Annotated in this window: 20 protein-coding genes; 10 read left to right on the top strand and 10 right to left on the bottom strand. The window is 33.6% G+C overall.

Features of this window, described 5'->3' with window-relative positions:
* Positions 1-9: 9 nt before the first annotated feature.
* On the bottom strand, positions 10-1,812 hold the full coding sequence (locus AB3G33_RS03205; protein ID WP_367755921.1) for a GNAT family N-acyltransferase: 1,803 nt from the start codon (positions 1,810-1,812) through the stop codon (positions 10-12).
* Between the two features lie 136 nt (positions 1,813-1,948).
* Between AB3G33_RS03205 and AB3G33_RS03200 the strand changes: the two genes are divergently transcribed.
* The 3 genes from AB3G33_RS03200 (at position 1,949) to AB3G33_RS03190 (ending at position 4,876) form a co-directional block, all read left to right on the top strand.
* Positions 1,949-2,713: an exodeoxyribonuclease III gene (locus AB3G33_RS03200; protein WP_367755919.1), complete on the top strand. Its 765-nt coding sequence runs from the start codon at positions 1,949-1,951 to the stop codon at positions 2,711-2,713.
* Between the two features lie 29 nt (positions 2,714-2,742).
* The gene (locus AB3G33_RS03195) at positions 2,743-3,684 is read left to right on the top strand and encodes an OmpA family protein (RefSeq protein ID WP_367755917.1); all 942 of its coding nucleotides are present in this window, start codon (positions 2,743-2,745) and stop codon (positions 3,682-3,684) included.
* Positions 3,685-3,838: 154 nt separating this feature from the next.
* A complete protein-coding gene (locus AB3G33_RS03190; RefSeq protein ID WP_367772554.1) occupies positions 3,839-4,876 on the top strand; it encodes an aldo/keto reductase in 1,038 nt (345 codons plus the stop codon).
* Between the two features lie 120 nt (positions 4,877-4,996).
* Here AB3G33_RS03190 and AB3G33_RS03185 read toward each other — a convergent pair whose 3' ends face one another.
* The 8 genes from AB3G33_RS03185 to panC all read right to left on the bottom strand — a co-directional run bounded on the left by AB3G33_RS03185 (position 4,997) and on the right by panC (position 13,920).
* Positions 4,997-6,958 carry a transglycosylase domain-containing protein gene (locus AB3G33_RS03185; protein WP_367772553.1) on the bottom strand — a complete coding sequence of 654 codons (1,962 nt, stop codon included), beginning with the start codon at positions 6,956-6,958 and terminating at the stop codon, positions 4,997-4,999.
* 145 nt (positions 6,959-7,103) lie between these two features.
* Positions 7,104-7,520 (bottom strand): hypothetical protein, encoded by a 417-nt coding sequence (locus tag AB3G33_RS03180; protein WP_367772552.1) that lies wholly within the window; start codon positions 7,518-7,520, stop codon positions 7,104-7,106.
* Positions 7,521-7,594: 74 nt separating this feature from the next.
* A complete protein-coding gene (locus tag AB3G33_RS03175; RefSeq protein ID WP_367755909.1) occupies positions 7,595-8,005 on the bottom strand; it encodes a hypothetical protein in 411 nt (136 codons plus the stop codon).
* A 197-nt stretch (positions 8,006-8,202) separates the two neighbouring features.
* A complete protein-coding gene (locus AB3G33_RS03170) occupies positions 8,203-9,846 on the bottom strand; it encodes a carboxylesterase/lipase family protein (protein ID WP_367772550.1) in 1,644 nt (547 codons plus the stop codon).
* 126 nt (positions 9,847-9,972) lie between these two features.
* Positions 9,973-11,334: a DNA repair protein RadA gene (gene radA, locus AB3G33_RS03165; protein ID WP_367772549.1), complete on the bottom strand. Its 1,362-nt coding sequence runs from the start codon at positions 11,332-11,334 to the stop codon at positions 9,973-9,975.
* Positions 11,334-12,482 (bottom strand): alpha/beta hydrolase, encoded by a 1,149-nt coding sequence (locus tag AB3G33_RS03160; RefSeq protein ID WP_367772548.1) that lies wholly within the window; start codon positions 12,480-12,482, stop codon positions 11,334-11,336. Before AB3G33_RS03160 ends, radA begins: the two co-directional genes overlap by 1 nt.
* A gap of 194 nt (positions 12,483-12,676) precedes the next feature.
* Positions 12,677-13,027: an aspartate 1-decarboxylase gene (gene panD / locus AB3G33_RS03155; protein WP_367755901.1), complete on the bottom strand. Its 351-nt coding sequence runs from the start codon at positions 13,025-13,027 to the stop codon at positions 12,677-12,679.
* A 14-nt stretch (positions 13,028-13,041) separates the two neighbouring features.
* Entirely contained in the window at positions 13,042-13,920 is an 879-nt protein-coding gene (panC, locus tag AB3G33_RS03150) for a pantoate--beta-alanine ligase (protein WP_367772547.1), read from the bottom strand.
* A 78-nt stretch (positions 13,921-13,998) separates the two neighbouring features.
* Here panC and AB3G33_RS03145 point away from each other — a divergent pair, with 78 nt between their 5' ends.
* The 7 genes from AB3G33_RS03145 to AB3G33_RS03115 all read left to right on the top strand — a co-directional run bounded on the left by AB3G33_RS03145 (position 13,999) and on the right by AB3G33_RS03115 (position 25,135).
* On the top strand, positions 13,999-14,805 hold the full coding sequence (locus AB3G33_RS03145; protein ID WP_367755898.1) for a glycogen/starch synthase: 807 nt from the start codon (positions 13,999-14,001) through the stop codon (positions 14,803-14,805).
* Between the two features lie 21 nt (positions 14,806-14,826).
* Positions 14,827-16,443, top strand: coding sequence for a DUF4270 domain-containing protein (locus AB3G33_RS03140; RefSeq protein WP_367755896.1), 1,617 nt, complete (start codon positions 14,827-14,829; stop codon positions 16,441-16,443).
* A 9-nt stretch (positions 16,444-16,452) separates the two neighbouring features.
* Positions 16,453-18,300, top strand: coding sequence for a glutamine--fructose-6-phosphate transaminase (isomerizing) (gene glmS, locus AB3G33_RS03135; protein WP_367772546.1), 1,848 nt, complete (start codon positions 16,453-16,455; stop codon positions 18,298-18,300).
* Positions 18,301-18,602: 302 nt separating this feature from the next.
* Positions 18,603-21,431: a TonB-dependent receptor gene (locus AB3G33_RS03130; RefSeq protein WP_367772544.1), complete on the top strand. Its 2,829-nt coding sequence runs from the start codon at positions 18,603-18,605 to the stop codon at positions 21,429-21,431.
* A gap of 37 nt (positions 21,432-21,468) precedes the next feature.
* Positions 21,469-23,010: a G-D-S-L family lipolytic protein gene (locus AB3G33_RS03125; protein ID WP_367772542.1), complete on the top strand. Its 1,542-nt coding sequence runs from the start codon at positions 21,469-21,471 to the stop codon at positions 23,008-23,010.
* A 257-nt stretch (positions 23,011-23,267) separates the two neighbouring features.
* Complete coding sequence (atpD, locus tag AB3G33_RS03120) at positions 23,268-24,779, top strand: F0F1 ATP synthase subunit beta (protein ID WP_367755888.1); 1,512 nt, start codon at positions 23,268-23,270, stop codon at positions 24,777-24,779.
* Between the two features lie 74 nt (positions 24,780-24,853).
* On the top strand, positions 24,854-25,135 hold the full coding sequence (locus tag AB3G33_RS03115; RefSeq protein WP_367755886.1) for a F0F1 ATP synthase subunit epsilon: 282 nt from the start codon (positions 24,854-24,856) through the stop codon (positions 25,133-25,135).
* A 292-nt stretch (positions 25,136-25,427) separates the two neighbouring features.
* Here AB3G33_RS03115 and AB3G33_RS03110 read toward each other — a convergent pair whose 3' ends face one another.
* A complete protein-coding gene (locus tag AB3G33_RS03110) occupies positions 25,428-26,546 on the bottom strand; it encodes a permease (RefSeq protein WP_367772540.1) in 1,119 nt (372 codons plus the stop codon).
* Positions 26,547-26,561 lie beyond the last annotated feature (15 nt).

Here is a 26,561-nt window from a genome sequence, read left to right as displayed (position 1 = left end):
ACTTGTTTTTTAATCTTCCTTATCGACCAGTTTTCTTTCGAGTTCTGCTTGAAACTCTTCCATAACGGGTTTCATTGTGCTTTCAGGAATATCAGCAATTCTAATGTACATTAATCCATCAACAGCATTGTTGAACAAGGGATCTACATTGAAAGCCACTACTTTCGCATTTTGCTTAATGTATTTTTTGATCAATACCGGCAAACGTAACACACCAGGCTCAAGCTCATCAATAATTTTATCAAATTTATTTAAATCCGATTCGGCTTCGTCAAAAATGAAATCTTTATCGGCGTCTTTTAGTTTTACCTTATATGCTTTCTTTGGGTGGATGTATTGTGCAATGTAGGGATCGTAATAATTTGATTTCATAAACTCAATCATCAATGATTTAGAAAAATCTGAGAATTGATTGCTAATACTCACACCGCCAAGCAAGAATTTGTGCTCTGGAAAACGCAAAGTCGTATGAATAATTCCTTTCCATAATAAGAAAAGAGGCATTGGTTTTTGTTGGTATTCTTTGATGATAAAAGCTCGGCCCATTTCGATAGATTTAGACATCATATCATGCAACTCAGGTTCAAAACGGAAAAGTTCATTCAAGTAAAAACCTTCCATTCCGTATTTTGGATAAATTTCAGAACCCAATCCCATTCTATAAGCACCAGCAATTTTCTTAGCATCTTCATCCCAAAGGAATAAATGATGGTAATATTGGTCAAATTTGTCTAAATCAATAGATTCATTTGTTCCTTCTCCCACTTCTCTAAAAGTGATTTCTCTCAAGCGGCCAATTTCATGAAGAACATTAGGTATTTTGCTTGCTTCCGCAAAAAAGACTTCGTAGTTTTTACTTTGTAATAGTCGGCAGTCCGTATCTCTTAACGCATTTACTTCGGCAATCATTTTTTCTCCATTAGCAGGAGTAACGATTTCTTTTGGACTTTTTGGTATTTTTAAACTTGGCGTATTCAGTAATTTACTTTCCTTTTCAAATGGATTAGCTAACATATATGTTTTCTTTCTCAAGAATTCAGAGTAGGCTTCTATCGATACATGCTCGTTTTGCTCCGCTACCGAAATAGGTTTTCCAATACGCACTTTTATCACACGATGTTTTTGGCTAAAAACTTCTGAAGGTAGTTTAGCCGTGCGGAACGTGTCGCTAATTTTAGAAAGAAGATAAAAAAGTCTGCTGTTTTTAGCATGAAAATAAATTGGTACAACAGGTACTTGTGCTTTTCGAATTACTTTTATAGCTCCTTCTTCCCATGGCTTGTCCACCATGAGTTGCCCGTCTTTATAACTGGAAACTTCTCCAGCCGGGAACATTCCTAGAGGTTTTCCGTCACTTAGGTGGCGTAATGTCTCCTTAATTCCTACCACGCTTGATTTGACATCCTTATGGTTTTCAAACGGATTAACAGGCATGATGTAATCTTTCAAAGGGGCAATACGATGCAAAAGAAAATTAGCAATAATCTTGAAATTTGGTTCTCTTTCGAGCATTAATTTCAATAACAAAACACCATCAATTCCGCCTAGTGGGTGGTTTGAAATGGTGATATAAGCGCCCTCTTTTGGCAATCGTTTTAAGTCTTCTTCTGGAATTTCGAATTTTATTTGTAGATCGTCAATAATAGCATTTAAGAACTCTACGTCCTTTAAATGTTTGTTGCTATCATAAAATTTATTAAGAGTAGAAATTTTTAACACTTTCATTAATAACCAACCCGTAAAAGTTCCTAAAACTCCGTATTTTTCAGCATTTATTGCTTTTGCAACTTCTTTGGCGGTAACTAAACCCATTTACTTTTGTTTTTGAGCGAAAAACAAAGATAGAAAAAAACTCGATTAACTACTCATTCAGGCATCGGATTTTCTTGTTATTTATAGGTTAAGCTTTTTAATTTTTAGTATTTTTGGAAATCAAAATTTTATATAAATGAAGATTATTTCTTATAATGTAAATGGAATTCGTGCAGCAATTTCAAAAGGATTTATAGATTGGTTGCAACAAGCTGATCCCGATGTGATTTGCTTGCAGGAAATTAAGGCAACACCCGAGCAACTTCCATTGTTGGATTTTGAGCTTGCGGGTTATCCCTATCATTATTGGTTTCCTGCTACTAAAAAAGGATACAGTGGTGTGGCGATTTTATCGAAAATAAAACCAAACAATGTCGTTTTTGGTACAGGAATTGAGCACATGGATTTTGAAGGACGTAATCTACGTGTTGATTTTGATGATGTATCAGTAATGAGTTTGTATTTGCCATCAGGAACAAATAGCGAAAGGTTAAGTCATAAATTTATGTTTATGGATGACTTTCAAAATTATATTACGGAATTGAAAAAGGAAATTCCAAACTTGGTGATTTGTGGAGATTATAATATTTGTCATGAAGCAATAGATATTCATGATCCGGTTAGGAATAAAAAAACATCTGGGTTTTTACCCGAAGAGAGAGCTTGGCTTGATGCATTTTTAAAAAATGGATTTATTGACAGTTTCCGTTTTTTAAACAAAGAACCAGATAATTATACTTGGTGGACTATGCGTTTTCCTACTGCAAGATTGAATAATAAAGGTTGGCGTATTGACTATTGTTTAGTAAGCGAACCTTTGAGAGATAGAATAAAAAGAGCACTAATTTTACCCGAGGCAAAACATTCTGACCATTGTCCCGTTTTAGTAGAAATAGAATAAATTATGAAGCTAATCTTTAAATGATAAATATGATAAAAAGAATCTCCCTTGGATTATTAATTATGGCACTATCCACTTCTTGTGTGTCTAAGAAAATATATACGGATTTAGAAAACAAGTATACCGACTTAAAAAAGGAAAACAGAACCTTATCTGATGATAAAGATGCGTTGCTGAAAGATAAAAATCAGTTGGAACTGGATCAGTCTGCGTTAAAAACAGATTTGGATAAAGTAAAACAAGAGCGCGATAAATGGCTTGCAGAGAACAGTGCTTTACAAAGTAAAATGGATCTTTTGCAAGAATCGTATAAAGCATTAGAGAAAAACAGTAATGAGGCTTTGCAGGCTAACATGGGTAAAAATCGTGATTTATTGGCTCAACTGGATGCTAAAGGAAAAGCTTTGGCGATAGAACAAGAACGTTTAAATAAAAGTTCGCAACGTTTGCAAGAAATGGAATCTTTGATTGCTGCCAAAGAAGCGGCTATGAAAAAGTTGAAAGAAACATTGTCTAAAGCGTTAAACAGTTTTGAAGGAAAAGGATTGACGGTAGAGCAAAAAAACGGAAAGGTGTATGTTTCTATGGAAAACAAATTGCTTTTTAATTCTGGTAGTTATTCAGTAGGTGCCGAAGGAAAAAAAGCGGTTGTAGAACTAGGAAAAGTTTTGGGTGACAATCCAGATATTTCGGTTTTGATTGAAGGACACACGGATGATGATGGTTTTTCTAGCTCAGGGCCAATTGCTAATAACTGGGATTTATCAACTAAAAGAGCAACTGCAATTGTGGCTATTTTGAGTGAAAACAAAGCAATCAACAAGCAAAATCTTACGGCTGCAGGAAGAGGAGAGTTTTCTCCACTAGCTAGCAACGCTACCCCTGAAGGGAAAGCGAAGAATCGAAGAATCGAAATTATTCTTACTCCAAGATTGGATGAAATTGCTGAAATGTTGAATGAAATCAATTAAAAAAGAAACAAATATTTAAGATTGAAAGGTTCAGAGTTTTTACTTTGAACCTTTTTTTATTGGTGTAAACGTTTCGAAAAGATCTGTTAATACCTTCTGACAACTCCACTAATAAAATTTACCTTTGTATCTTTATCTTTTAAAATTACAATAAATGAAATATACTACTTTACCCAATACCGATATAAAAGTCAGCAAAATTTGCCTTGGAACAATGACTTTTGGAGAGCAAAACAATGAATTAGAAGGTCATTCGCAAATGGATTATGCTCTGGAACAAGGTGTTAATTTTTTTGACACGGCCGAAATGTATTCGGTTCCAGCACGACAAGAAACATACGGAAGTACAGAGAAAATTCTTGGAACTTGGTTTAAAAAATCAGGAAAAAGAGAAGAAATAGTTTTAGCCTCTAAAATTGCAGGACCCAATCCTAATTTCACTTACATGCGAGAAAAAAATGATTTTTCGCCAGCAAGTATCAAGTATGCATTAGACAATAGCTTAAAGCGTTTACAAACCGATTATATCGATTTGTACCAATTGCATTGGCCAGAACGCAAAACCAATTATTTTGGGCAACGTGGGTTCACGTTACAAGACGATCAATGGGAAGATAATATTCATGAAGTTTTAGAATCCCTTGACGGATTCATTAAAGAAGGAAAAATTAAGCACATTGGACTTTCTAACGAAAATGCTTGGGGAATCATGCGTTTCTTAGAGGAGAATAAATACAATAACTTGCCAAGAGTAAAAACAATTCAAAATCCATATTCGTTATTGAATAGACTTTTTGAAAGTGCTTCTGCTGAGGTTTGCGCAAGAGAAAACATAGGTTTGTTGGCATATTCGCCTATGGGATTTGGTGTATTGTCTGGTAAGTTTTTAACCGGTGAAAAGCATCCTAATTCAAGGTTAAGCTTGTTTCCACAGTATTCAAGGTACAGTAGTGAACAATGTACGCAAGCAACAAAATTATACCAGGAAATAGCACTTAAAAATGGCTTGACCTTAACAGAACTTGCTTTGGCTTTTGTTGAACAACAGCCTTTCTTGACCAGTACTATAATTGGTGCTACTACAATGGATCAATTAAAAGAAAATATTGATACAATTAACGTAACATTATCTGATGAGGTCTTACAAGAAATTAATGAAGTTCAGGCTATCATTCCTGATCCAGCACCATAATATTTAATTGTAAAATTTTTTACGCAAAGCCTACAAAGAAATTTTTTGTGGGCTTTATTTTTTATTGTAATTCAAAAATCTGTGTAGACTTTGTATCTTTTTTGAGAATTTTACAGTGGGTTAAAACTCAAATTCGTCTTTTACGGTTATTGAATCTACCGCTGTGCTGTCCTGTACTCGCATTTTAATAAGTGATTTTGCAGGCCCGGAAATCACGATAGGAAGTCTTTTGTAAATGGTGTCCTCAATAGGGATTAATCCTCTTCTTATCATTATATTCGTTAAGAACGAGACCTGTTTGTTAGCGAAATCTCTCAACTGCCCTTGGTCGTTAAACTGGTACATGAATTTTTTGGGACTTGGAATAATTCGCGCCAGATACAAACATTCATTTAGAGTAAGTTCTGCGGGAGTTTTTTGAAAATAATAACGACTCGCTTCTCCGATTCCATATACATTTGGTCCCCATTCGATTATATTAAAATACACTTCAAGCATACGCTCTTTACTTACAATTCGGTTATTTTCTAGGATATAAACCAAAAGAATTTCTTCCAGTTTTCGGGAAACCGTTTTTTCTCTTGTAAGAAAAACATTTTTTATTAATTGCATGCTAATGGTACTGGCGCCTCTTGAAAATTTCTTGGTTTTTATATTTTTTACAATGGACTGTTTGAATGCTTCATTAATAAAACCTTGGTGAGAAAAGAAAGAAGGATCTTCAGTAGTTAACACACATTTTCTTAAGTAAGGCGAAATTTGATCTAATGGAGTGTAATTGGGATTGGCATTTCCAACTAATACAGGACGTTGTAAAACATCATTGATTATTGCTCTGTATACAAATTCACCATTGAGTTTGTTGAGATTGGCTTCGCCGTATTTTGTAATTTTCAAGTTTTCTTTTTTCAAATTGCTATCAAAAACAAGTTGGTCTGGTTTGTTTTTGTTGAATTTAAAATTTAATTTATAATCAAATGTTCCTTCGGCTTCCATTCCTTGAAAATGAGTAAACAAACCGTCAGGAAGAGACGAGATGAAGTCTTGTGCTTTCATCTTTGGGATGTTTACTTTGAGTTTGTAAATCGTATCTGATTCGGTTTCATACGCTACATACGGATGAAATTTTATGGCATTAAACTGTGCTGTAGAACTACTGTCTATCGAAATAAAATCGGAACCTAAAAGCAAACGGTAGTCAAAGCGAGCGTTTTTAATAAGGACATCTTTACTGGCAATTTTTGGGTGATTGATTCTTAGATTGGTAATCGAAGTGAAGCCGTCAATATGCAGTTCTCCTCCACTTTTATCAATATTTTCAATGTTCAATCGGATGGAGTCAAAACTGGATTTTAAGTTATAACGCTCATCAAAATAAGGCACTTTTATAGCACCAGTATCAATGTTAAAAAACTGAAGATCTGCTTTTTTATTTCGAGGATCTGCATAGCCTTTGATTTTCCATCGTTGTGCAAAAGTATTGGTTTGTACATTTATCGAGGTTTCTATTTCGGTATTTTCTAAGACTAATTTTTTGATGTCTATAGTCGCTTTTTTTCCATTGTCATCAAGTTTAAATTTGAGATTCTCAATTTTCATATCCGTTGGAATTAGATTGAGTGCTTTGGAAATAATGCGATACGCAAAGGCTGCATAATCTCGTTTTTCACCAGTACGTATGTCGGTACTGTCTTTCTTTAAAAAGGCGGCAAAGTTTTTCACTTTTCCTTTTTGTACTAGTTGTACTAATCCATTGTTTATTTTTAAAGTCCCTAGTTGGATGTCTCCTAAAAATAGATGCCAAAAGTTAATACTGGTTTGCATTTTTTGAATCGTAAAGAGGGTATCTGCATTTTTGGGGACCAATGTTAATTCATTTACTTCTAATCCTGTTAAACCTGTAAAAGAAGCTTTTTTTATGGTTAAGTTACAATTGTATTTCTGTTCGATTTTAGTAGAAACTTGCGCTATGGATTGTTGTAAAAGAGAATCTCGGAATAGATAAAAAAGACAAAAAAGAACCACAAACAAGGCAGTAATTATTTTTACTGCAATCATTATCTTTCCTTTTTTGGTTTTCATGGATATCATTATTTTTTTATAAATAAATGGCTAATTTAAATGAATAGTTTGAATTTTAGCCTAAAGCGTTATAATCTTTTAGGTATATAAAAGCCACAATGATTTGAATTGTGGCTTTGGTAAATAAATTTTATTGAATAGATAATTAATGTGGTTCACTATAGAATTTTTTGACTTTGGCAACAATCTGATTGGAAGTCATATTATCTGATGTTTCCACAGATTTTAATTTTCCGTTACCGGTTAATTTGTCATCATTGATTTTTTGTTGTAGTTTGATTTTGGTTTCAGCTGGACCAAAAAGATAAAGCTCATCCGATTCTTGAACAGAGGTAACAACATCTTTAAGGAAATTATTCATTTGATGTTTTTTTCTTTCTTCAAAAGTCTTGTCCGAATTAATGTGTTGGTTTCCTTGAAAACTTCCTTTGTCTCCCTCTTTATCATGATACACTTTGTTTTCTAAATTCGATTGAATTTCACATATAAACTCCTTACCATCATTCAAAGTCACTATGATTGCTTTTGTTGAGTCAATCCAAATACCAGTTTGCTTTTTCATGTTTTTTTAATTTTAAATTATATTGATTTTTTTAATCCTTTTTAATTTTTTAACAAAGACATTATATATTTCAATTAGTAGTTTTCTTGTAGAATAGCAATCAATTTACTGATTAAAACATGTTCGGATTTATTTTTACCCGAAAATGATTTTGCAATAGCTTCAGCAGTTTTTAAAATTAATTCTTTAATGGTGGTCGTAAATAAGTGTTGATGCTCTTCTCTAAAAATTTTAAAATCAAAAAAAACGTTCTCTATGTCCCACTGGTTGTTAATTAACCAATCAAATACGATTTCAATTTGGTAGCCCGAATCAGAACCGAATTCATCAAATGTGTTTTCTAAAGGAAGCCATTCTTTCTGGACGATTTTTTTTAATTGATTTACCTCTTCTTTTCGAATGGTGTTATCCGCAGCTGCAATACAATAAAATAGTTTGCCAAGTAGCTGGTAGAAACGTACCATTGTTTTGTCGGATGGTTCCATCTTAGAGCCCTTTAAGTATTTTTTTCAGAATTATAAATTTACAAAAAAACAATGGTAATAAAAATATAAATTATAGTTAAATACTTGTAAGTGAGTGTTTTTTAATTTAATTCTAGAGGTTGTATTACATTTAATTAGGTATAAAAAAAGAGGACACCCTTTTAAGGACATCCTCTTTTTTTTAATATATTTTAAACTTATTTTTTTGAATATTCTTTGTCTAAAAATAAATAGCGGGCATCATTTTCAGTCTTCTTTGATTTTGAATTGACATCAATAATCATAATTTCAGGTTGCTCTTCATTTTTTGCCATAGGCCATTTTGGAAGTCCATCCCCGTTTGGATTACCCGTTTTTATAAAGTTAGCAAAATAATTCATCATAGTTTCTGAAACTTTATAATCATCTTCCGACCATGCATAATCTTTGTTACTCGCTAAATTTCCCATAGCATATTCAATTTCAGCCGAGTGAACAGCGCCTTTTGGGATTGGTGCCTTTGGGGTATTTGAGTTTTTCTTGATCACACCTCCAGCAAGACCCGCTTCTAGACTGTTGTCTCGCATTTCTGGTCTTGGGTGGGTATAATAGTAGCGATAGATAGGCTGCATGCTGTTTTTTCGATGTAAATCAAACCATTTCCAAGTGCTGTAAGCAATAAAACGGTCACCAGCTAAATCAGTTGCTGATTGTTCCGTTACTTCTGGACTTCCTGTAGGGTATAATTGAAGCACTTGATCTGCCTTGTCACCATAAAGCTCTTTTACTTTCTGGATGTAGGTTTCGTTATTGATGTCTTTACCCATTGTTAATGCTTTGTAGGTCATTTCTTCGGAGTTCCATCCTACTAACAAAGGAATCATAGCTTGTTGTTTAGCCTCAAAGATTTCAGGCAGTAATTTGGGTAAAAAATAACCATCTATTGTGGTTTTGAAAACACCTAAACTTGTTCCAAGTGATTTTTGATACAGTTCAAGAGTTGACATAGCACGGAGGTCTTTTAAAGTAGAAGCACCGATTTTATGTGCAAAATCAAGGCCTGTTTTTTCAGCTTCAGCTAAAGGCACAGGTGCTAAAGTAGGATAAATAGAACCACCACTTTCGCCAATAGCTCCTGCAATAAGACCTTTGGATAATGGGGAAGCCATTTGTGCACTCACAGCAATAGAACCTGCAGATTCTCCAGCAATAGTTACTCGTTTTGGATCTCCGCCAAATTTTGCAATATTGGCTTGAACCCATTTCAAGGCTGCATTTTGATCTAATAGGCCGTAATTTCCAGAAGCGTGATTGGGAGATTCTTTGGTTAATTCTGGATGAGAGAAAAAGCCCCAAATACCAAGGCGGTAGTTTACCGTTAGGGTTACAATCCCTTTCTTGGCCATGTTTTCTCCATCATATCTATTTTCTGATCCATCACCAGCGGCAAATCCTCCACCATAAAAATAAACTAAAACGGGTAATTTATCAGTTGATGTTTTTGCGGGTGACCACACATTAAGATAAAGACAATCTTCACTCATTCCATCGCTTCTAAAACCCATATCACCAAAAACATTAGATTGGATTCCTCTTGGTCCAAATTTTTTGGTTTGTCTTATTCCGTTCCAGTTTGTTACTGGTTGAGGTGCTTTCCAACGCAAATTGCCTACTGGTGGTTGTGCAAATGGTATTCCTTTGAAACTTTGAATATTAGTTTTTATATCAAATTCACCTTCAATAATTCCATTTGTGGTGGTTATCTGAACAGGGAAGGCATTTTGATTTTCGGCATGTTGTGCTTTTGAAATTATAGGTGCTACAAGTAATAATATCCCTATACAGGTTTTTTTTAGATTCATATTTTTAGTTTTTTAGTATATTTATTAGTTCGTAAAAGATATAAATAGTTACAAGAAAAAAACTAAATATTGTGTTTAAATTGTTCGTTTTTTGAGCTTTATTGTGAAAAATGATTTCAATTAGTTCTATCCAAATAACATACTTGCTACATCTTCAATTTTGGCAACTAATTCAATTTTTATCCCTGTATTTTTTAAACTAATTTTATTGTATTTGGATACGAAAATAGTGGAGAACCCTAGTTTTTCAGCTTCCTGAATGCGTTGATCCACACGATTTACAGGACGGATTTCTCCCGAAAGCCCTACTTCGCCAGCAAAACAAAAATCTTTATTTACCGGAATATCTTCATTCGATGATAAAATTGCTGCTACAACAGCCAAATCGATGGCAGGATCATCTACCGAAATTCCTCCTGTTACGTTGAGAAATACATCTTTGGCGCCAAGCCTAAAACCAGCTCTTTTTTCTAAAACAGCCAAAATCATATTTAGTCTTTTGGCATTGTAACCAGTGGTACTGCGTTGTGGAGTTCCGTAAACAGCGGTGCTCACTAGGGATTGTATTTCAATCATTAACGGGCGCATTCCCTCCAGAGTTGAGGCAATGGCCGTTCCTGATAATTCTTCGTCTTTATGAGAAATCAATATCTCGGATGGATTTGAAACTTCTCGTAATCCACTTCCTAACATTTCATAAATTCCAATTTCGGCAGTGGATCCAAAACGGTTTTTGAGTGATCGTAAAATTCGGTATACATGATTTCGGTCGCCTTCAAATTGCAGGACAGTATCTACCATGTGCTCCAGAATTTTTGGTCCAGCTATATTTCCATCTTTGGTAATATGACCAATTAGAATAACAGGGATATTGGTTTCTTTGGCAAACTTGATCAGTTCAGCAGTAGTTTCACGAATTTGAGATATACTTCCTGCTGTGGATTCTATATAATCAGTGTGCAGGGTTTGAATGGAATCGATAATTACAATTTCGGGTTCAATGGCTTCAATTTGTTTGAAGATATTCTGCGTTTTTGTTTCCGTTAGAATATAGCAATTCTCACTTGATGTCGTAATCCTTTCAGCACGCATTTTTATTTGTTTCTGGCTTTCTTCTCCTGAAACATATAGCGTTTTATATGGTAATTTTAGAGATATTTGAAGCAATAACGTACTTTTTCCAATTCCAGGTTCTCCACCTAATAGGATCATAGAGCCCGGTACAATTCCACCTCCTAAAACACGGTTGAGTTCAGCATCAGTAGTATCCATGCGGATCTCTTGAGCGGAATCAATTTCGTTTATTTTTAATGGTTTGGGTGCTTTACTTTTGGTAGTTGGTTCGCTTTTCCAGGCTACTTTTTCTTGTTTTTGTATAATTTCTTCTGCAATGGTATTCCATTCTTTACAAGAATTACATTGACCTTGCCATTTGGCATATTGTGCGCCACAATTTTGGCAGAAAAAAGTAGTTTTAACTTTTGACATTATTTTTTTTGTGTTAAGCTTTTCATATCATCATATTTCTCAAACATCATGTCTTTGGTCAAGTCACCTATCTCTTCTAATTGAGAGGCATGTTGGTATTTTTGTGAGGCTCTTTTAGCGTCACCTTGTTTTTCATACATCAATCCTAACTCATAGGAAGCAAGCATTGATTTCGGGTAGTTTTTATCGGCGATTTCAGCTAATTTATCGAGTTCATTATAGGCTTTGTTTCTTAAAATTGCGGCTTCAATTGCTTTAAAGTCATTTAATCGAACGGGAATTTTTAGTCCCAAATTTTTTGAAATAACATCATATTTATTAATTAAATAATCAACATATCCTGCTTGAAGAACGACTATTTTTTCTGAAAATTCAGAAGAAGAAATAGGCTTATAAGCATCAAAAATTTGATACAAAGCACTAGGAATTGAATAGAGAACTAATGAATAATGCGAGGCATTGTTGAACTCATCATATTTGTAATTAATAGAAGTATTAGTTACTTTTTTAATATTGTCATCTAGTCTTTTAATGGGTTCTTTAAGTTGTCTAATGTCTCCAGAGGCGGAGGACAGATAATAAAAAACGGGTTGTTTTAAATTGGATAATTTTTCAGGAATCCTATTTTCCATTTCAGGAGCTAATTCAGGGCTTAATGAAATATAGGCATTAAAAAGCGGGTTGTCTTTATAAAGGAAAAAGTTTAAAAACCCAGCAGTTGTATCATGTCCAGCAATGATCCTAAAAGGGGCGGTACGGTATTTTTTTTCGATATAAGGGAGTAATTCTCCGCCAATGAATTCAAAAAAAGAAGCTCCTTTTTTTGTTGGTACACCCTCAACTTGGTCAAAGTTACTGTCAGCTATTCTTTCGTTATTTCTATTTTGGTTAATACCTACAATAATTGTTTCGGGTAAATCATCCCAATATCCACCGTAATTTAAAGCTCCGTTAAAAGGATCTAATAAGTATTCTCCATCTAGTAAAATAAGCAAAGGATACTTCTTTGTAGGGTTTTGTTCGTAAGATGATGGTAAGCTAATTGTGATTTGTCTTGTTTCGCCTAAAGTATTTGACTTGAAGGGCTCCGTAGTTTTTTGAGAAAATAGTGCTGTAGTAAAGAAAAGGAACAGTAGTAGATGTTTCATAATTTTTGACTTTATAAAAATTAATGGAAATGCGAAATAGTGTACCAATATAATACTTTTATTATTTTAATTAGTACAATTGGGAATGTAAAAAATGGTTTTTATCTACAAAAAACGCAATAGTTTATGCGCATAACAATGCTGTTTCAATATAGAATTATATATTGAAACAGCATTTATCCTATTCTTGTTTATTATGTTAAGGAATTGTCGTTTTCATTTGGGAAAATAATCCAAGGCTTAAATGTTTTAGCCTCTTCAAAGTCTAAAGTGGCATAAGAAATAATAATAATAATATCATCTTTTTGGACTCTTCTTGCGGCGGGACCATTCAATGTTATTTCTCCTGAATTTTTTTGGCCTTTGATTGCATAAGTGTCAAAGCGCTCTCCATTATTAATGTTTACAATGGAAACTTTTTCTCCTTCAATAATATTAGAAGCGAGTAAAAGGGTTTCATCGATGGTAATACTACCGATATAATTTAAATCGGCTCCAGTTACTTTTACTCGATGAATTTTTGATTTTAGTACTTGAATTTGCATGCTACAAAAGTAAATTAATTTAATGAAATGGTGTCAATCAATCGAATATTATTGACGATTACGGCTATAAAAGCACGGTATTTTTTATTTTTATTTTTTCTGATACAAGGCAGTAGCGAAGATTCGTCAGCAATTTGAAAATATTCTAGTTCAAATGAGTTGTTTTCAGTAAATATTTTTTTAACCCAGTCCGTTACCGTTTTGGAACTGTTTGTTTTAAATTTTTCTTTGGCCGTAGTTAAAGTTTTGTAAATCAGTGCTGCATCCTTTTTTTCTAGTTCAGTTAAGCGTTCATTTCTGGAACTCATGGCTAGACCATTTTTCTCGCGGTAAATTTCGCATCCTATTACATTGACGTCTAGATGGTTTTTTTTAACCATCATTTTTACAATTTGCAATTGTTGAAAATCTTTTTTACCAAAATAGGCATTTGTGGGAGTTACAATTTCGAATAGACGTTTTACAATGGTTCCCACACCATTAAAATGACCAGGTCTAAATTTTCCTTCCATTTGGTTTTCTAATCCGTCAAAATTAAACGTTTGAGATAGTATTTTTCCTTCGTAAATATCTTCAACAGTGGGTGCATAAAGAATAATATCAGTACTTAGACTTGCTATTTTTTCAATATCTTGATCTAACGTTCTTGGGTATTTTAGTAAATCTTCTGGATTATTAAATTGGGTTGGGTTTACAAAGATACTTACCACAGTATTTTCATTTTCTATCAATGATTGTTGCATCAACGAAAGATGTCCTTGATGTAAAGCACCCATAGTTGGAACAAAACCAATTTTGGAATTCAGGGTTTTAATAGATTTTAAATAGTCCATTAAAGCTGCTTTTCCATTGAAAATATGCATGTCTTTTTTATTAAAATTAAATGCAAACATAATATATTAGTTAATAACTGCATAAATTTTTGTAATTTTGCATGGTTTTTATTACCAATAAATTAAGCAAATTACAATATGAAAGATAAGAGGATATTATACGTATCATCTGAAGTGGTGCCTTACTTGGCTGAAAACGAGGTTTCTTTAATGTCTTACGATGTACCGAAGATGGTTAATGATCAAGGTGGACAGATTAGAATTTTTATGCCTAGATACGGGAATATTAATGAGAGAAGACATCAATTACACGAAGTAATTAGACTTTCAGGGATGAATTTGGTGGTGAATGACCTAGATATGCCTTTGATAATTAAGGTAGCTTCTATTCCTAAAGAGAGAATTCAAGTTTACTTTATTGATAATGATGAATATTTCAAAAGAAAAGCAACATTTGCCGATGAAGATGGGGTAATGTATCCTGATAATGATGAGCGTGCTATTTTCTTTGCTAAAGGAGTAGTAGAAACTGTTAAAAAACTGAATTGGGTTCCAGATATTATTCATGTTCATGGATGGATGGCTGCAATGTTGCCTATTTATATGAAACATTATTATAAAAATGAAGCATTATTTTCTGAAACGAAAATCGTTACTTCAGTTTATAGTCAATCATTTGAAGGAACTTTGGATGCTGAGATGATTAATAAAATTGGTCTTGATGGAGTTCCTTTGGAAGCAATACAAGACTTGAAAACACCTGATTACGAAAGCATTATAAAAGCAACTGTAAATCATTCAGATGCTGTTATTATTGCTTCGGATAGTCTTTCTCCAAGTTTAACAAAATTTATAGAATCTTCAGGAAAACCTTTTTTACCTTTCGTCCCTAAAGATGCATTCGCTGAAGCGTATAGTAATTTTTACAATAACGAGGTTCTGTAGTTTTAACTTTTATTATTTTATATGTACAATAATTCTTTTTTTAAGAAAATTCTAATTGTTACGGTTGTTCTTTTTTTGTATTCCTGTGATAAAGACTATAATTCAATTGGGGATGGTTTATTAGGTGACAATCATTTTGCTTTTGACAAATATACTTCAAGTGTTATATCTTACAATCAAAAAGTAGGCCCGGTTCAATCTAATAATCTTGCTGTAAATGCGTTAGGTGTTTATGATAATCCGGCTTTTGGTACCACTACGGCAAATTTTGCCAGTCAGCTTGCTTTGGAGACGATTAATCCAACAATAGGGAAAAACCCTGTAATTGAAAGTGTTGTTTTGACGATTCCGTATTTTAACACATTGAAATCTACGGATACAGATGGAAATCATGTGTATGAGTTGGATTCTATTTATGGTCCATCTGATGCTAAAATTAAACTAAGCGTTTTTGAATCTGGATATTACATGAGAGATTTAGATCCAGTTGGAGGGTTTCAAACTTCTCAAAGTTTCTTTACCGATCAAAATGCTGATTTTGATAATGTAAAAGTTGGTAATCGACTAAATGATTCTTCTGATCCAGTTGAAAATGATTCTTTCTCTTTTAGTCCGGCAGAATATAAATATACAGTAACCACAGATGGTAAAGATGTCATTACACGAGTTGCTCCAGGAATGCGTTTAAATCTTAATATGGATTTTTTTAAGACTAAAATCATCGACGCATCAGCTTCTGGAAAACTAGTTACAAATGATATTTTTAAAGATTACTTTAGAGGGTTGTACTTTAAAGTAGAAAAATCAGGAAGTAGTTCAAGTGCTTTGGCTATGATGGATTTTAAAAAAGGAAAAATTACAATTACGTATAAAGAAGACACTTCTGATACGGATGCGACAAGAATTGAAAAATCAATAAATCTTAATCTTGCGGGTAATACGGTAAATTTGCTGAATCAAAGTAACGTTAATGCTTCTTATATGGACGCAACTAATTCAGGAAATGTCAATACAACAATTGGTGATGATAAACTATATTTAAAAGGTGGCGAAGGATCGTTAGCTGTCTTAGAGCTTTTTGGAAAAGATTTGTATGGAGAAGATGGCTTAACTGGAAGTCCAAACGGAGTTGCTGATGAGTTAGACATTATTAGAAAAAGTGGATGGTTGATTAATGAAGCTAACCTCGTTTTTCATGTTGATGCAAGTGCAATGGCGAGTAGTTATGAACCTAATAGAATCTACTTATATGATTTAAATAATCATCGTCCAATAACGGATTATTATAATGATGCCACATCAGGAACTAATTCTAAAAATGGGAAAGCTGTTTTTGGTGGTCTTTTGGAAAAAGAGGCAGTGACAAATGGAAGAGGCGTTTCTTATAAGATTAGGATAACGAATCAAATTAGAGGACTTATAAAAAATGTGGATTCAACTAATGTAAAGTTAGGTCTTGTAGTTACAGAAGATATTAATGTAATTGCTTCTAATAAACTGAGAACACCAACTGCGATTTCTCAAGTGCCTAGAGCATCAGTTATGAATCCATTAGGGACCATTATTTACGGAGGTAAATCTACTGTACCTGAGGATAAAAGATTGAAATTAGAAATTTATTATACTAAACCTAATTAATATAAAGCTATGTGTGGAATTGTTGGATATATAGGTTATAGAGAGGCTTATCCTATTGTTATAAAAGGATTAAAAAGGCTTGAATATAGAGGGTATGATAGTGCTGGTGTCATGATTTATGATGGAGAAGCTATTAAACTATGTAAAACTAAAGGCAAAGTGGTGGATTTGGAAGCAAAAGCTTCTAAAGAAATGTCTACTAATGGAACAATTGGTATTGGACATACGCGTTGGGCTACTCACGGTGTGCCAAATGATGTAAACTCTCATCCGCATCTTTCTAATTCAGGGGATTTAGTAATAATTCATAATGGGATTATTGAAAACTATGCTCCTCTAAAAGAAGAATTAGTTAAAAGAGGATATGTTTTTTATTCAGATACAGATACTGAGGTATTAGTAAATCTAATAGAAGAGGTACAAAAAAAAGAAAATATAAAACTAGGAAAAGCAGTTCAAATCGCATTAAACCAAGTAGTTGGTGCTTATGCAATTGCGGTATTCGACAAGAAAAATCCTGATGAAATTGTTGCGGCTCGTTTAGGTAGTCCTTTAGCAATTGGTATTGGGGAAGGAGAATATTTTATTGCATCCGATGCCTCACCATTTATTGAATATACTTCTAATGCTGTTTATTTAGAAGATGGGGAGATGGCAAATATCATGTTGCATAAGAAGATGAAAGTAAGAAAAATCAAAGATGATTCTTTGGTGGATCCTTATATTCAAGAACTTCAAATGAATTTGGAACAAATTGAAAAAGGAGGTTACGATCACTTTATGTTAAAAGAGATTTATGAGCAACCAAGCGTAATCAAAGATACATATAGAGGTAGGTTGCATCCCAATGAAGGTATTATTCAAATGTCAGGTGTTGAAGATAATTTAGAGAAGTTTTTAAACGCTGATAGAATTATTATTGTAGCATGTGGTACTTCATGGCATGCAGGCTTAGTTGCAGAATATATTTTTGAAGAATTTGCTAGAATATCTGTCGAAGTAGAATATGCTTCTGAATTTAGATATAGAAATCCAATAATAAATAGTAAAGACGTTGTTATCGCTATATCTCAATCTGGAGAAACAGCAGATACGATGGCGGCAATTAAATTAGCTAAAGAAAATGGTGCTTTTGTATTTGGAGTTTGTAATGCAGTAGGTTCCTCTATTTCAAGAGAATCTCACGCTGGTGCTTATACACATGCAGGGCCTGAAATTGGTGTTGCTTCGACTAAAGCATTTACAACACAAATTACAGTATTGACAATGATTGCGCTTCGTTTAGCTAAAGCAAAAGGAACATTGTCTCTTTCTGATTTTCATATGTATTTGCAAGAATTAGAATTGATTCCTGTGAAAGTAAAAGAAGCATTGGAAACTAATGATCGAGCTAAAGAAATTGCAGCTATTTTTAAAGATGCACCCAATTGTCTTTATTTAGGTAGAGGATATAATTTTCCAGTTGCATTAGAAGGCGCTTTGAAGTTAAAAGAGATTTCATACATTCATGCTGAGGGTTATCCGGCAGCAGAAATGAAACATGGTCCAATCGCTTTAATAGATGAGCATATGCCGGTAGTTGTAATTGCTCCTAAACAAGGTCATTACGATAAAATAGTAAGTAATATTCAAGAGATTAAATCTAGAAGTGGTAAAATTATCGCTGTTGTTACGAAAGGGGATACTCAAGTTCGTGATTTAGCGGATTATGTTATCGAAATTCCTGAAACATCAGATGCTTTATCTCCATTGATTACCACAATTCCATTGCAGCTTTTGTCTTATCATATTGCGGTTATGCGAGGTTGCAATGTTGACCAGCCAAGAAACTTAGCTAAGTCGGTTACGGTCGAATAATTATTATCTTCATATATTATATAAAAGAAGCAAGACTTTAGGTCTTGCTTCTTTTTTTTGCGAAAATATTTTTTAAAATCTGTTTTTTTATGATAAACCTATTTTTTTAGTTAATTTTATATGTATGCATAGTATATTTTGTTTTTTTAACAATTTTTTATGGTTAATATTTAATAAAAGACAATATTGAATAAGTTAATATGGGCTAAATTTTATGATAATTATTAAATATTTTTAACGTTTTTTTAGTAATATCAAAAATATTTGTACTTTGGTGACATAAATCTTAAAAAATTAACCAAATGAGAGCTTATTTACTTTTTTTGTCATTGTTTTTTTGTAGCATTAGTTTTGCTCAAAATTCAATTTCGGGTTCGGTAGCTGACAGTAATGGCCAACCTATTATTGGAGCTAATATTAAAATTGTTGGAGAAGACATCGGTTCTGTTTCAGATATTGATGGAAAATTCATCTTAAGTTCTTCAAAAAAGCCTCCTTATACGATCGAGGTTACAAGTGTTGGTTTTATTTCCAAAAAAGTAAATATTTCATCAAATAATCAAAAAGTAAATCTTGTGCTCAAAGAAGAGGATAATTTACTTAATGAAATTGTTGTTTCTGCTTCAAGAACTCCAGAGCGTGTATTAGAATCTCCGGTAACTATTGAAAGAATGGGTGTTGCGGATATTAAAAAATCAGCCTCAGCGACTTTTTACGATGGTTTAGAAAACTTAAAAGAAGTTCAAATGAATACAAGTAGTTTGTCTTTTAAGTCAATTAACACGCGTGGTTTTGCAACAGTTGCGAATACCCGTTTTATGCAGTTAGTCGATGGAATGGATAATTCATCTCCTTTGTTAAACTTTGTTCTTGGTAACATGATTGGTGTTTCGGAGATTGATGTTCAAAGTGTAGAGCTTTTACCAGGTGCTTCTTCTGCATTGTATGGTGCTAATGCTTTTAACGGAATTTTATTCATGAATAGTAAAAGTCCATTCACTAGTCCTGGAATCACAGCTTATGCAAAATTTGGACAAACAAGTCAAAAAGCGGCAGGGAATAACGATTATGTAGATTATGGAATTCGCATGGCGCATGCTTTTAGTCCTAAATTGGCGGCAAAAGCTAATTTCACGTACATGCATGGTACGGATTGGTATGCTACTAATTATAATGACAAAACCGTTGCTGGAAGAGATAGAAGTCATGTTAATTATGATGGTATAAATGTATATGGTGATGAAGTTTCTACAAATATAAAAGGTGTTGGTCAATCCCTTGCTGGTTTAGGTTTGATACCTGCATCTGCAGTTAATTTACTTCCTAATTATAATGTAAGTAGAACGGGGTATAATGAAACTGATCTTACGGATAATAAAGCGAGTAATACTAAAATTGATTTTTCACTTCATTATAGACCTTTTGGGAATGAAAACTTAGAAGTTATTTTGCAAAGTAAATTTGGTTTTGGTAATGCTGTTTATCAAGGAGCAAATAGGTATTATTTGAATGACTTTTTTATGCAACAGCATAAATTAGAGATTAAAGGAAAGAATTTTTATGTAAGAGGGTATACTACAACTGAAGATGGTGGTAAATCATATGATATGCTATTTACAGGGATTAATGTCAATAGAGTGTGGAAAGACGATAAAACATGGTTTGGACAATATGCAGGAGCTTATGTTCAATCTACATTAGCAGGTATGACTCCTGAAAATGCTCATAAAATAGCGAGACAAACGGCAGACACTGGAAGATTAATCCCAGGTACTCCTGAGTTTAAGGCTGCATTCAATCAAGTTATTTCAGGTGAAAGTGTGCTTACAGGATCTAAATTAGTTGATAATTCTAAAGTATATCATTCAGATGCAAATTATAACTTTAAAGATGTCATCAAATTTGCAGAAATTCAAGTTGGAGGTTCATACAGACAATATCAATTGAATTCTCATGGAAGAATTTATACAGATGCTGATGGTCCTATTTATTATAACGAATATGGAGCGTATACGCAGTTGACTAAAAAAATGATAGATGACCGTTTAAAATTTACTGGATCTGTTCGTTACGATAAATCAAAAAATTTCGACGGAAATGTATCTCCTAGAGTTTCATTTGTTTATTCAGGTGGAGAAAGTAGAAGACATAATTTCAGAGCTTCATTTCAAACTGGTTTTAGAAATCCATCAACACAAGATCAATACATTGGATTTAATGTAGGAAGCGCCATATTACTTGGATCAGCTCCAGACAACTTAACAAGATATAGCGAGACTTTACCAGTTGCTACTGCAGTTGGACAAGCTTTGGCTGGTGGTCAAAACGTTGTTATGACTGGATTAAATGCATATAATAATTCTTATACAGCTAGTTCTGTAGCTGCTTTTAGTGCATTGGCAGCAAGTAACCCTGTTGCAGGTTCTGCATTATTAAGAAAAACAAATGTAAATTATGTAAAACCAGAGCAGGTTAAAGCATTTGAATTAGGATATCGTTCATTTATTCGTGATGTGTCAATCGATATTAATGGGTATTATAATATTTATAATGATTTTATTGGAAACTTGAATGTTGTGGCTCCTTATTACGGAACAGCACAAGACGCTCCAAATCCATTAGCTGCGGATGCCGGTGCGCAATCATTACACGCACTTCAAAACGGAAATTATAGAGCATACCAATTGTATACCAATACGAATGTTGAAATCAAATCGCTAGGTTTTGGTTTGGGCCTTTCTAAAAAAGTATACAGAGATTTCGAAGTAGGTGTTAATTACAACTATGCTGAATTTAATTTTGACCAAGCTAAAGATCCAAGTTTTGAAGCTGGATTTAATACTCCAAAACATAGAGTAAAAGCATCATTTGGTAATGAGAAATTATTTGAAAATTTCGGTTTCAATATTAGTGGAAGATGGAATAGTGAGTATTTATGGCAATCAACAATGGTTGATGGTATGATCGATGCCGCTACAGTAATTGACGCTCAAATTAATTATAACTTCCCAAAATTGAAATCTACATTAAAAATTGGAGCAGCAAATATTGGTGGTAAAGAATATGCTCAAGTATTAGGTGCCGGTTTAATTGGGCAACAATATTTTGCTTCTTGGACAATCAATCCGTAAGCTAATAGTATTCATTAATAAAAAAAAGACTTAAACAATGATAAAAAATTTCAAATGGCTACTATTGGTTTCGTTGACCTTTGTGGCATGTAATAGTGACGATTCAAATACGACTCCTGCTGAAGTACCTGCAACTTCAGGCTCGGCAAGTTTTACAAAATATGTGGCATTGGGCGATTCATTTGCTGCGGGCTATAGTGATGGTGCGCTTTTCAAAAAAGGACAAGAAGGTTCTTATGTTAATCTATTAGCACAACAGTTTGTTGAAGCAGGTGGGGGGGAATTCAAAACACCTTATACTTCTGATAATATCGGTGGATTACTTCTAGGAGGTAATGTTATTGCCGGAGTTCGTTTGTATTTTAATGGTGTTGGTCCAGTTTCTGTTGATGGTGTTCCAACAACTGAAGTGACAACTCACTTAACTGGCCCTTTTAATAATTTAGGTGTTCCTGGGGCTAAAAGTTACCATTTAGTTGCACCTGGATACGGAAATGTTGCCGGTGTAGCTATAGGTGCAGCAAATCCTTATTTTGCAAGATTTTCAACTGCAGCTGGAACTACTGTTTTAGCGGACGCCTTAGTTCAAGCACCAACTTTCTTTTCTTTATGGATTGGAGGTAATGATGTATTGGGTTTTGCAACTTCTGGAGGTGTTGGTGTGGATCAAACGGGAAATTTGAATCCGGCTACTTATGGTAGTAATGATATTACTGACCCTAATGTTTTTGCAAGTGTATACTCAGGATTAGTTACTAATCTAACTGCTAATGGGGCAAAAGGGGTTGTCGCTAACTTACCTTATATTACAACGCTACCTTATTTTACAACGGTTCCTTATAATCCTTTAACTTCAAAACTTCTTGGTAGTGGAAGTACTGCTGTTGGGGACGCTACAATTGGGGCACTTAATGCGCAATTGTATGGGCCATTGAAAGCAGCTTTAACTGCTTTTGGTGCAGGTGATAGAATAAATTTATTATCTACGACGGCTTCAAATCCATTATTGATAAAAGATGAGTCTTTAACGAACTTATCAGCTCAATTAACTGCAGCATTCACACCTACATTAGGAGTGGCTACCGCTACTTTTTATGGAAGTGTTTTTGGACAAGCTCGTCAAGCAAATGCAAATGATTTAGTTGTCTTGCCAACCCAATCTGTAATTGGTACTGCTCCAGCTGGAATTCCAGCTCCTTTAAATAAATTTGGGATAACATATCCTTTACAAGATAAAGATGTATTAATTCCAACAGAAGTTGCGATGATTAAAACGGCTACAGATGCTTATAATGTAACGATAAAAGCAATTGCGGATTCAAAAGGTTTGGCATTTGTAGATACAAAGACAATAATGACTCAGTTGTCAACAGGAGGTATTGTAAGTAATAGTTTTACACTAACATCAACTTATGTGACAGGTGGGGCTTTTTCTCTTGATGGAGTACATCCTGGTCCTAGAGGATATGCATTGATAGCAAATGCTTTTAGTGATGCTATAAATGTTAAATATTCTGCCACGTTGAAGAAGATTGATTTAGGTCTTTATCCAATAATTTATCCAAAAGTAATTCAATAAATTTGTAGTAAGATTAAAAAAATAGAGCCACCCGTTTTTAAAACGTGGTGGTTTTTATTTTTAGTATATTCGGATATTTTGAGGGTTTTAAACTTGATTTTAAGTTATCCATTAATTTTTTAATGTTTTTATGCGAAAAGGTGTTGATTTTTTATTTTAAAAAATTATCTTTGCACTCTGAAAAAAGTATCTAATCGGTAAATTTCGGTTGGTGGTATTTCATAAACCTAAATAGCTATTTAATAAATACATAAGTAATGTCAAAAGTAATAGGAAAAGTTGCGCAAATCATTGGTCCAGTAGTTGATGTAGTTTTCAACGGTAAAGATGTTGAACTTCCAAAAATTTATGATTCATTAGAAATCACAAAAAAAGATGGTACTTTATTAGTACTTGAAGTACAATCTCACATTGGTGAAAACACAGTTCGTACCATTTCGATGGACTCAACAGATGGTTTGAGTAGAGGTTATGAAGTAGTTGGGACAGGAAATCCAATTCAAATGCCAATTGGTGCAGATGTTTACGGACGTTTGTTCAATGTAATTGGTGATGCAATTGATGGTTTACCTGAATTGCCAAAAACGGGTGTAAACGGAATGTCAATTCACCGTCAAGCTCCAAGATTCGAGGATTTATCAACTTCATCAGAAGTTTTATTCACAGGTATTAAAGTAATCGATTTAATTGAGCCTTACTCAAAAGGGGGTAAAATTGGATTGTTTGGTGGTGCAGGTGTTGGTAAAACAGTATTGATCCAAGAGTTGATTAACAATATAGCAAAAGGTCACGGTGGACTTTCAGTATTCGCAGGAGTAGGAGAAAGAACACGTGAAGGAAATGACTTACTTCGTGAGATGTTAGAGTCAGGAATTATAAAATACGGGGATGAATTCATGCACTCTATGGAAAATGGAGGATGGGATTTATCTAAAGTTGATTTACCAGGAATGAGAGAGTCTAAAGCTACTTTCGTTTTCGGACAAATGAATGAGCCACCAGGAGCTCGTGCTCGTGTAGCACTTTCTGGATTATCTATTGCGGAATATTTCCGTGACGGAGCTGGAACTGACCAAGGAAAAGATGTATTGTTCTTCGTGGATAATATCTTCCGTTTTACACAAGCGGGATCTGAGGTATCGGCACTTTTAGGTCGTATGCCATCTGCGGTAGGATACCAACCAACATTAGCTACAGAAATGGGAGCGATGCAAGAGCGTATCACATCTACAAACAAAGGATCTATTACATCTGTACAAGCGGTTTACGTACCTGCAGATGATTTAACGGATCCAGCACCAGCAACAACGTTTGCTCACCTTGATGCAACAACAGTATTGTCTCGTAAAATTGCTGAGTTAGGTATTTATCCAGCGGTAGATCCATTGGATTCTACTTCTCGTATCTTAACTCCTCAAATTTTAGGAAATGAGCACTACGATTGTGCACAAAGAGTAAAAGAGATTCTTCAAAAATACAAACAACTACAAGATATTATTGCGATTCTAGGTATGGAAGAATTATCTGAAGAAGATAAATTAGCCGTTTCTAGAGCACGTCGTGTGCAACGTTTCTTATCTCAACCTTTCCACGTTGCTGAGCAATTTACAGGATTGAAAGGTGTGTTAGTTGATATCAAAGATACTATCAAAGGATTTAATATGATTATTGACGGTGAATTAGATCACTTACCAGAATCAGCTTTTAACCTTAAAGGTACTATTGAAGAAGCTATTGAAGCAGGAGAAAAAATGTTGGCAGAAGCATAATCTATTTTGAATGTTGAATTTTGAATTATAAATTAATTTAAAATCTAAAATTTAAAATTTAAAATAAATAAAAAATGATTTTAGAAATAGTATCACCAGAAGCATCATTGTTCAAAGGAGAAATAACTTCAATATCTGTACCTGGTGTTGATGGAAGTTTTCAAATTTTAAATAATCACGCTCCAATAGTTTCGTTGCTTCAAAAAGGAACTGTAAACATTACAGCACCGGATTTTAAGTTTAATAAAGAAACAGCAGGTTTATTCTCGAAAGTAAACGATCAGAATTATACGTTGGCTATTTCTTCTGGAACTATTGAAATGAAAGATAATAAAGTAATTGTATTAGTTGATTAGTGCAATCTTAAATTTATATAAAAAACGCCTAGCTATTTGTTAGGCGTTTTTTTATGCAGTAAATTGTTTTTTCAACTCTATTTTTGATCTTGATTTTTTTCGTTTATAAACGGTGTAATTACAAATGTTATATTGCGTTTTGTTTATTTTTTATAAGCTTATATAAAAGATATAAGGTTGATATAATCGCAAGCCCAAAAATGAATTTTAGATCAAATGTGTTGTTGTAAAATAAGGCCAAGCTAATTTGCAATAGAAACAATATGATTCCGATGATAGGTTTTTTCATGATTTAAAATAATTGAGTTAAGTAATCCGCTAATAATCCTGTTCCAATTCCAAAAATAAAAGTAATTGCTATTAATAGTGCTGGAATTTTATAGCCCCCTAATTTTTCTTTTGTTAATACTACTGTGAAAAGGCCATAAGAAGGAGCGGTAAATAGCATAGCCGCAATTACACCATTTGTAAAGCCAAGTTGCAATAATATAGTTCCTAATAAAATTTCGAATAATACAGGAACTGAAAGCATAGTTCCAATAAAAGAAACAATTATCAAGATTACAATTGGATTGTAAGCCAAGATAGTATGTAGTACTTCATTTGGGAAAAAGGCTCTAAAAAGAGCTGTGAATAGAGTACCAACAATCATTAAAGGAATTAATTTGTATGCGATAGTGCCTACGGCTATTAACCAATCTTCGGTGGCTTTTATTAAAGTTTGAAATATTGATTTTTCTGGAAAATAACAAGATATCTTTTCGAATACTTCACTTTTTACGGGAATAGCTTCTTTTTTAGTTATTAATTTTGATATTTGAGGAATAACGAATAATATCATTATTATGCTAAAAATAATTCTTGAAATAACAATAGCTGGATTAAAGATTCCAAACATAGTTACGATCCCAATGATGTTAAGTAATGCACCTCCGAGGATAATTCCTAGTGTTGCTTCAGTGCTTCCCTTTTGAGAAGTAACGCTAACACTGGTAACAGCAGAACAGTTGGCACACATATTTAAAGGCATTCCAAAAACACTTCCTATAGCGGCTCCTTTTATTCCTTTTAACTGTATTAATTCTTCAAATTTTTTCCAAGACAATAGTAATGATAGGGCGGCACCGCCTATAATAATTGCGAAGGTCATTCCAGTAGCATTTGCTTCCCAGAAATTGGCAACCCCTTTTATAGTTGCAACTGCAAAATTATCATTTGTATCGATATGAAATCGTTCATGATACCCTAATTGACCATGTTCGTGTGGTTTATCGCATTTCCCTTCGATGCAGATTACTTTTTTAAATTCAGCTTGAAAACGGCTTGCGCTTAAAAATAGCGCAAGAAAACTAACTAATAATAGTAGTTTCAGGATGTTTTCTTTGTTTGTGTATGAGGTAGTAGTTGTCATTTTCTATCAAATTAT

Source organism: Flavobacterium sp. WC2421, from assembly GCF_040822115.1.
Taxonomy (GTDB): Bacteria; Bacteroidota; Bacteroidia; order Flavobacteriales; family Flavobacteriaceae; genus Flavobacterium.
This window is presented reverse-complemented; position numbering and strand designations above follow the sequence as displayed.

Bases quoted from the DNA above. Each gene is read 5' to 3' on its own strand.
- AB3G33_RS03205 (WP_367755921.1), bottom strand. From the start codon at position 1,812: ATGGGTTTAGTTACCGCCAAAGAAGTTGCAAAAGCAATAAATGCTGAA.
- AB3G33_RS03200 (WP_367755919.1), top strand. From the start codon at position 1,949: ATGAAGATTATTTCTTATAATGTAAATGGAATTCGTGCAGCAATTTCA.
- AB3G33_RS03195 (WP_367755917.1), top strand. From the start codon at position 2,743: ATGATAAAAAGAATCTCCCTTGGATTATTAATTATGGCACTATCCACT.
- AB3G33_RS03190 (WP_367772554.1), top strand. From the start codon at position 3,839: ATGAAATATACTACTTTACCCAATACCGATATAAAAGTCAGCAAAATT.
- AB3G33_RS03185 (WP_367772553.1), bottom strand. From the start codon at position 6,958: ATGAAAACCAAAAAAGGAAAGATAATGATTGCAGTAAAAATAATTACT.
- AB3G33_RS03180 (WP_367772552.1), bottom strand. From the start codon at position 7,520: ATGAAAAAGCAAACTGGTATTTGGATTGACTCAACAAAAGCAATCATA.
- AB3G33_RS03175 (WP_367755909.1), bottom strand. From the start codon at position 8,005: ATGGAACCATCCGACAAAACAATGGTACGTTTCTACCAGCTACTTGGC.
- AB3G33_RS03170 (WP_367772550.1), bottom strand. From the start codon at position 9,846: ATGAATCTAAAAAAAACCTGTATAGGGATATTATTACTTGTAGCACCT.
- radA (WP_367772549.1), bottom strand. From the start codon at position 11,334: ATGTCAAAAGTTAAAACTACTTTTTTCTGCCAAAATTGTGGCGCACAA.
- AB3G33_RS03160 (WP_367772548.1), bottom strand. From the start codon at position 12,482: ATGAAACATCTACTACTGTTCCTTTTCTTTACTACAGCACTATTTTCT.
- panD (WP_367755901.1), bottom strand. From the start codon at position 13,027: ATGCAAATTCAAGTACTAAAATCAAAAATTCATCGAGTAAAAGTAACT.
- panC (WP_367772547.1), bottom strand. From the start codon at position 13,920: ATGTTTGCATTTAATTTTAATAAAAAAGACATGCATATTTTCAATGGA.
- AB3G33_RS03145 (WP_367755898.1), top strand. From the start codon at position 13,999: ATGAAAGATAAGAGGATATTATACGTATCATCTGAAGTGGTGCCTTAC.
- AB3G33_RS03140 (WP_367755896.1), top strand. From the start codon at position 14,827: ATGTACAATAATTCTTTTTTTAAGAAAATTCTAATTGTTACGGTTGTT.
- glmS (WP_367772546.1), top strand. From the start codon at position 16,453: ATGTGTGGAATTGTTGGATATATAGGTTATAGAGAGGCTTATCCTATT.
- AB3G33_RS03130 (WP_367772544.1), top strand. From the start codon at position 18,603: ATGAGAGCTTATTTACTTTTTTTGTCATTGTTTTTTTGTAGCATTAGT.
- AB3G33_RS03125 (WP_367772542.1), top strand. From the start codon at position 21,469: ATGATAAAAAATTTCAAATGGCTACTATTGGTTTCGTTGACCTTTGTG.
- atpD (WP_367755888.1), top strand. From the start codon at position 23,268: ATGTCAAAAGTAATAGGAAAAGTTGCGCAAATCATTGGTCCAGTAGTT.
- AB3G33_RS03115 (WP_367755886.1), top strand. From the start codon at position 24,854: ATGATTTTAGAAATAGTATCACCAGAAGCATCATTGTTCAAAGGAGAA.
- AB3G33_RS03110 (WP_367772540.1), bottom strand. From the start codon at position 26,546: ATGACAACTACTACCTCATACACAAACAAAGAAAACATCCTGAAACTA.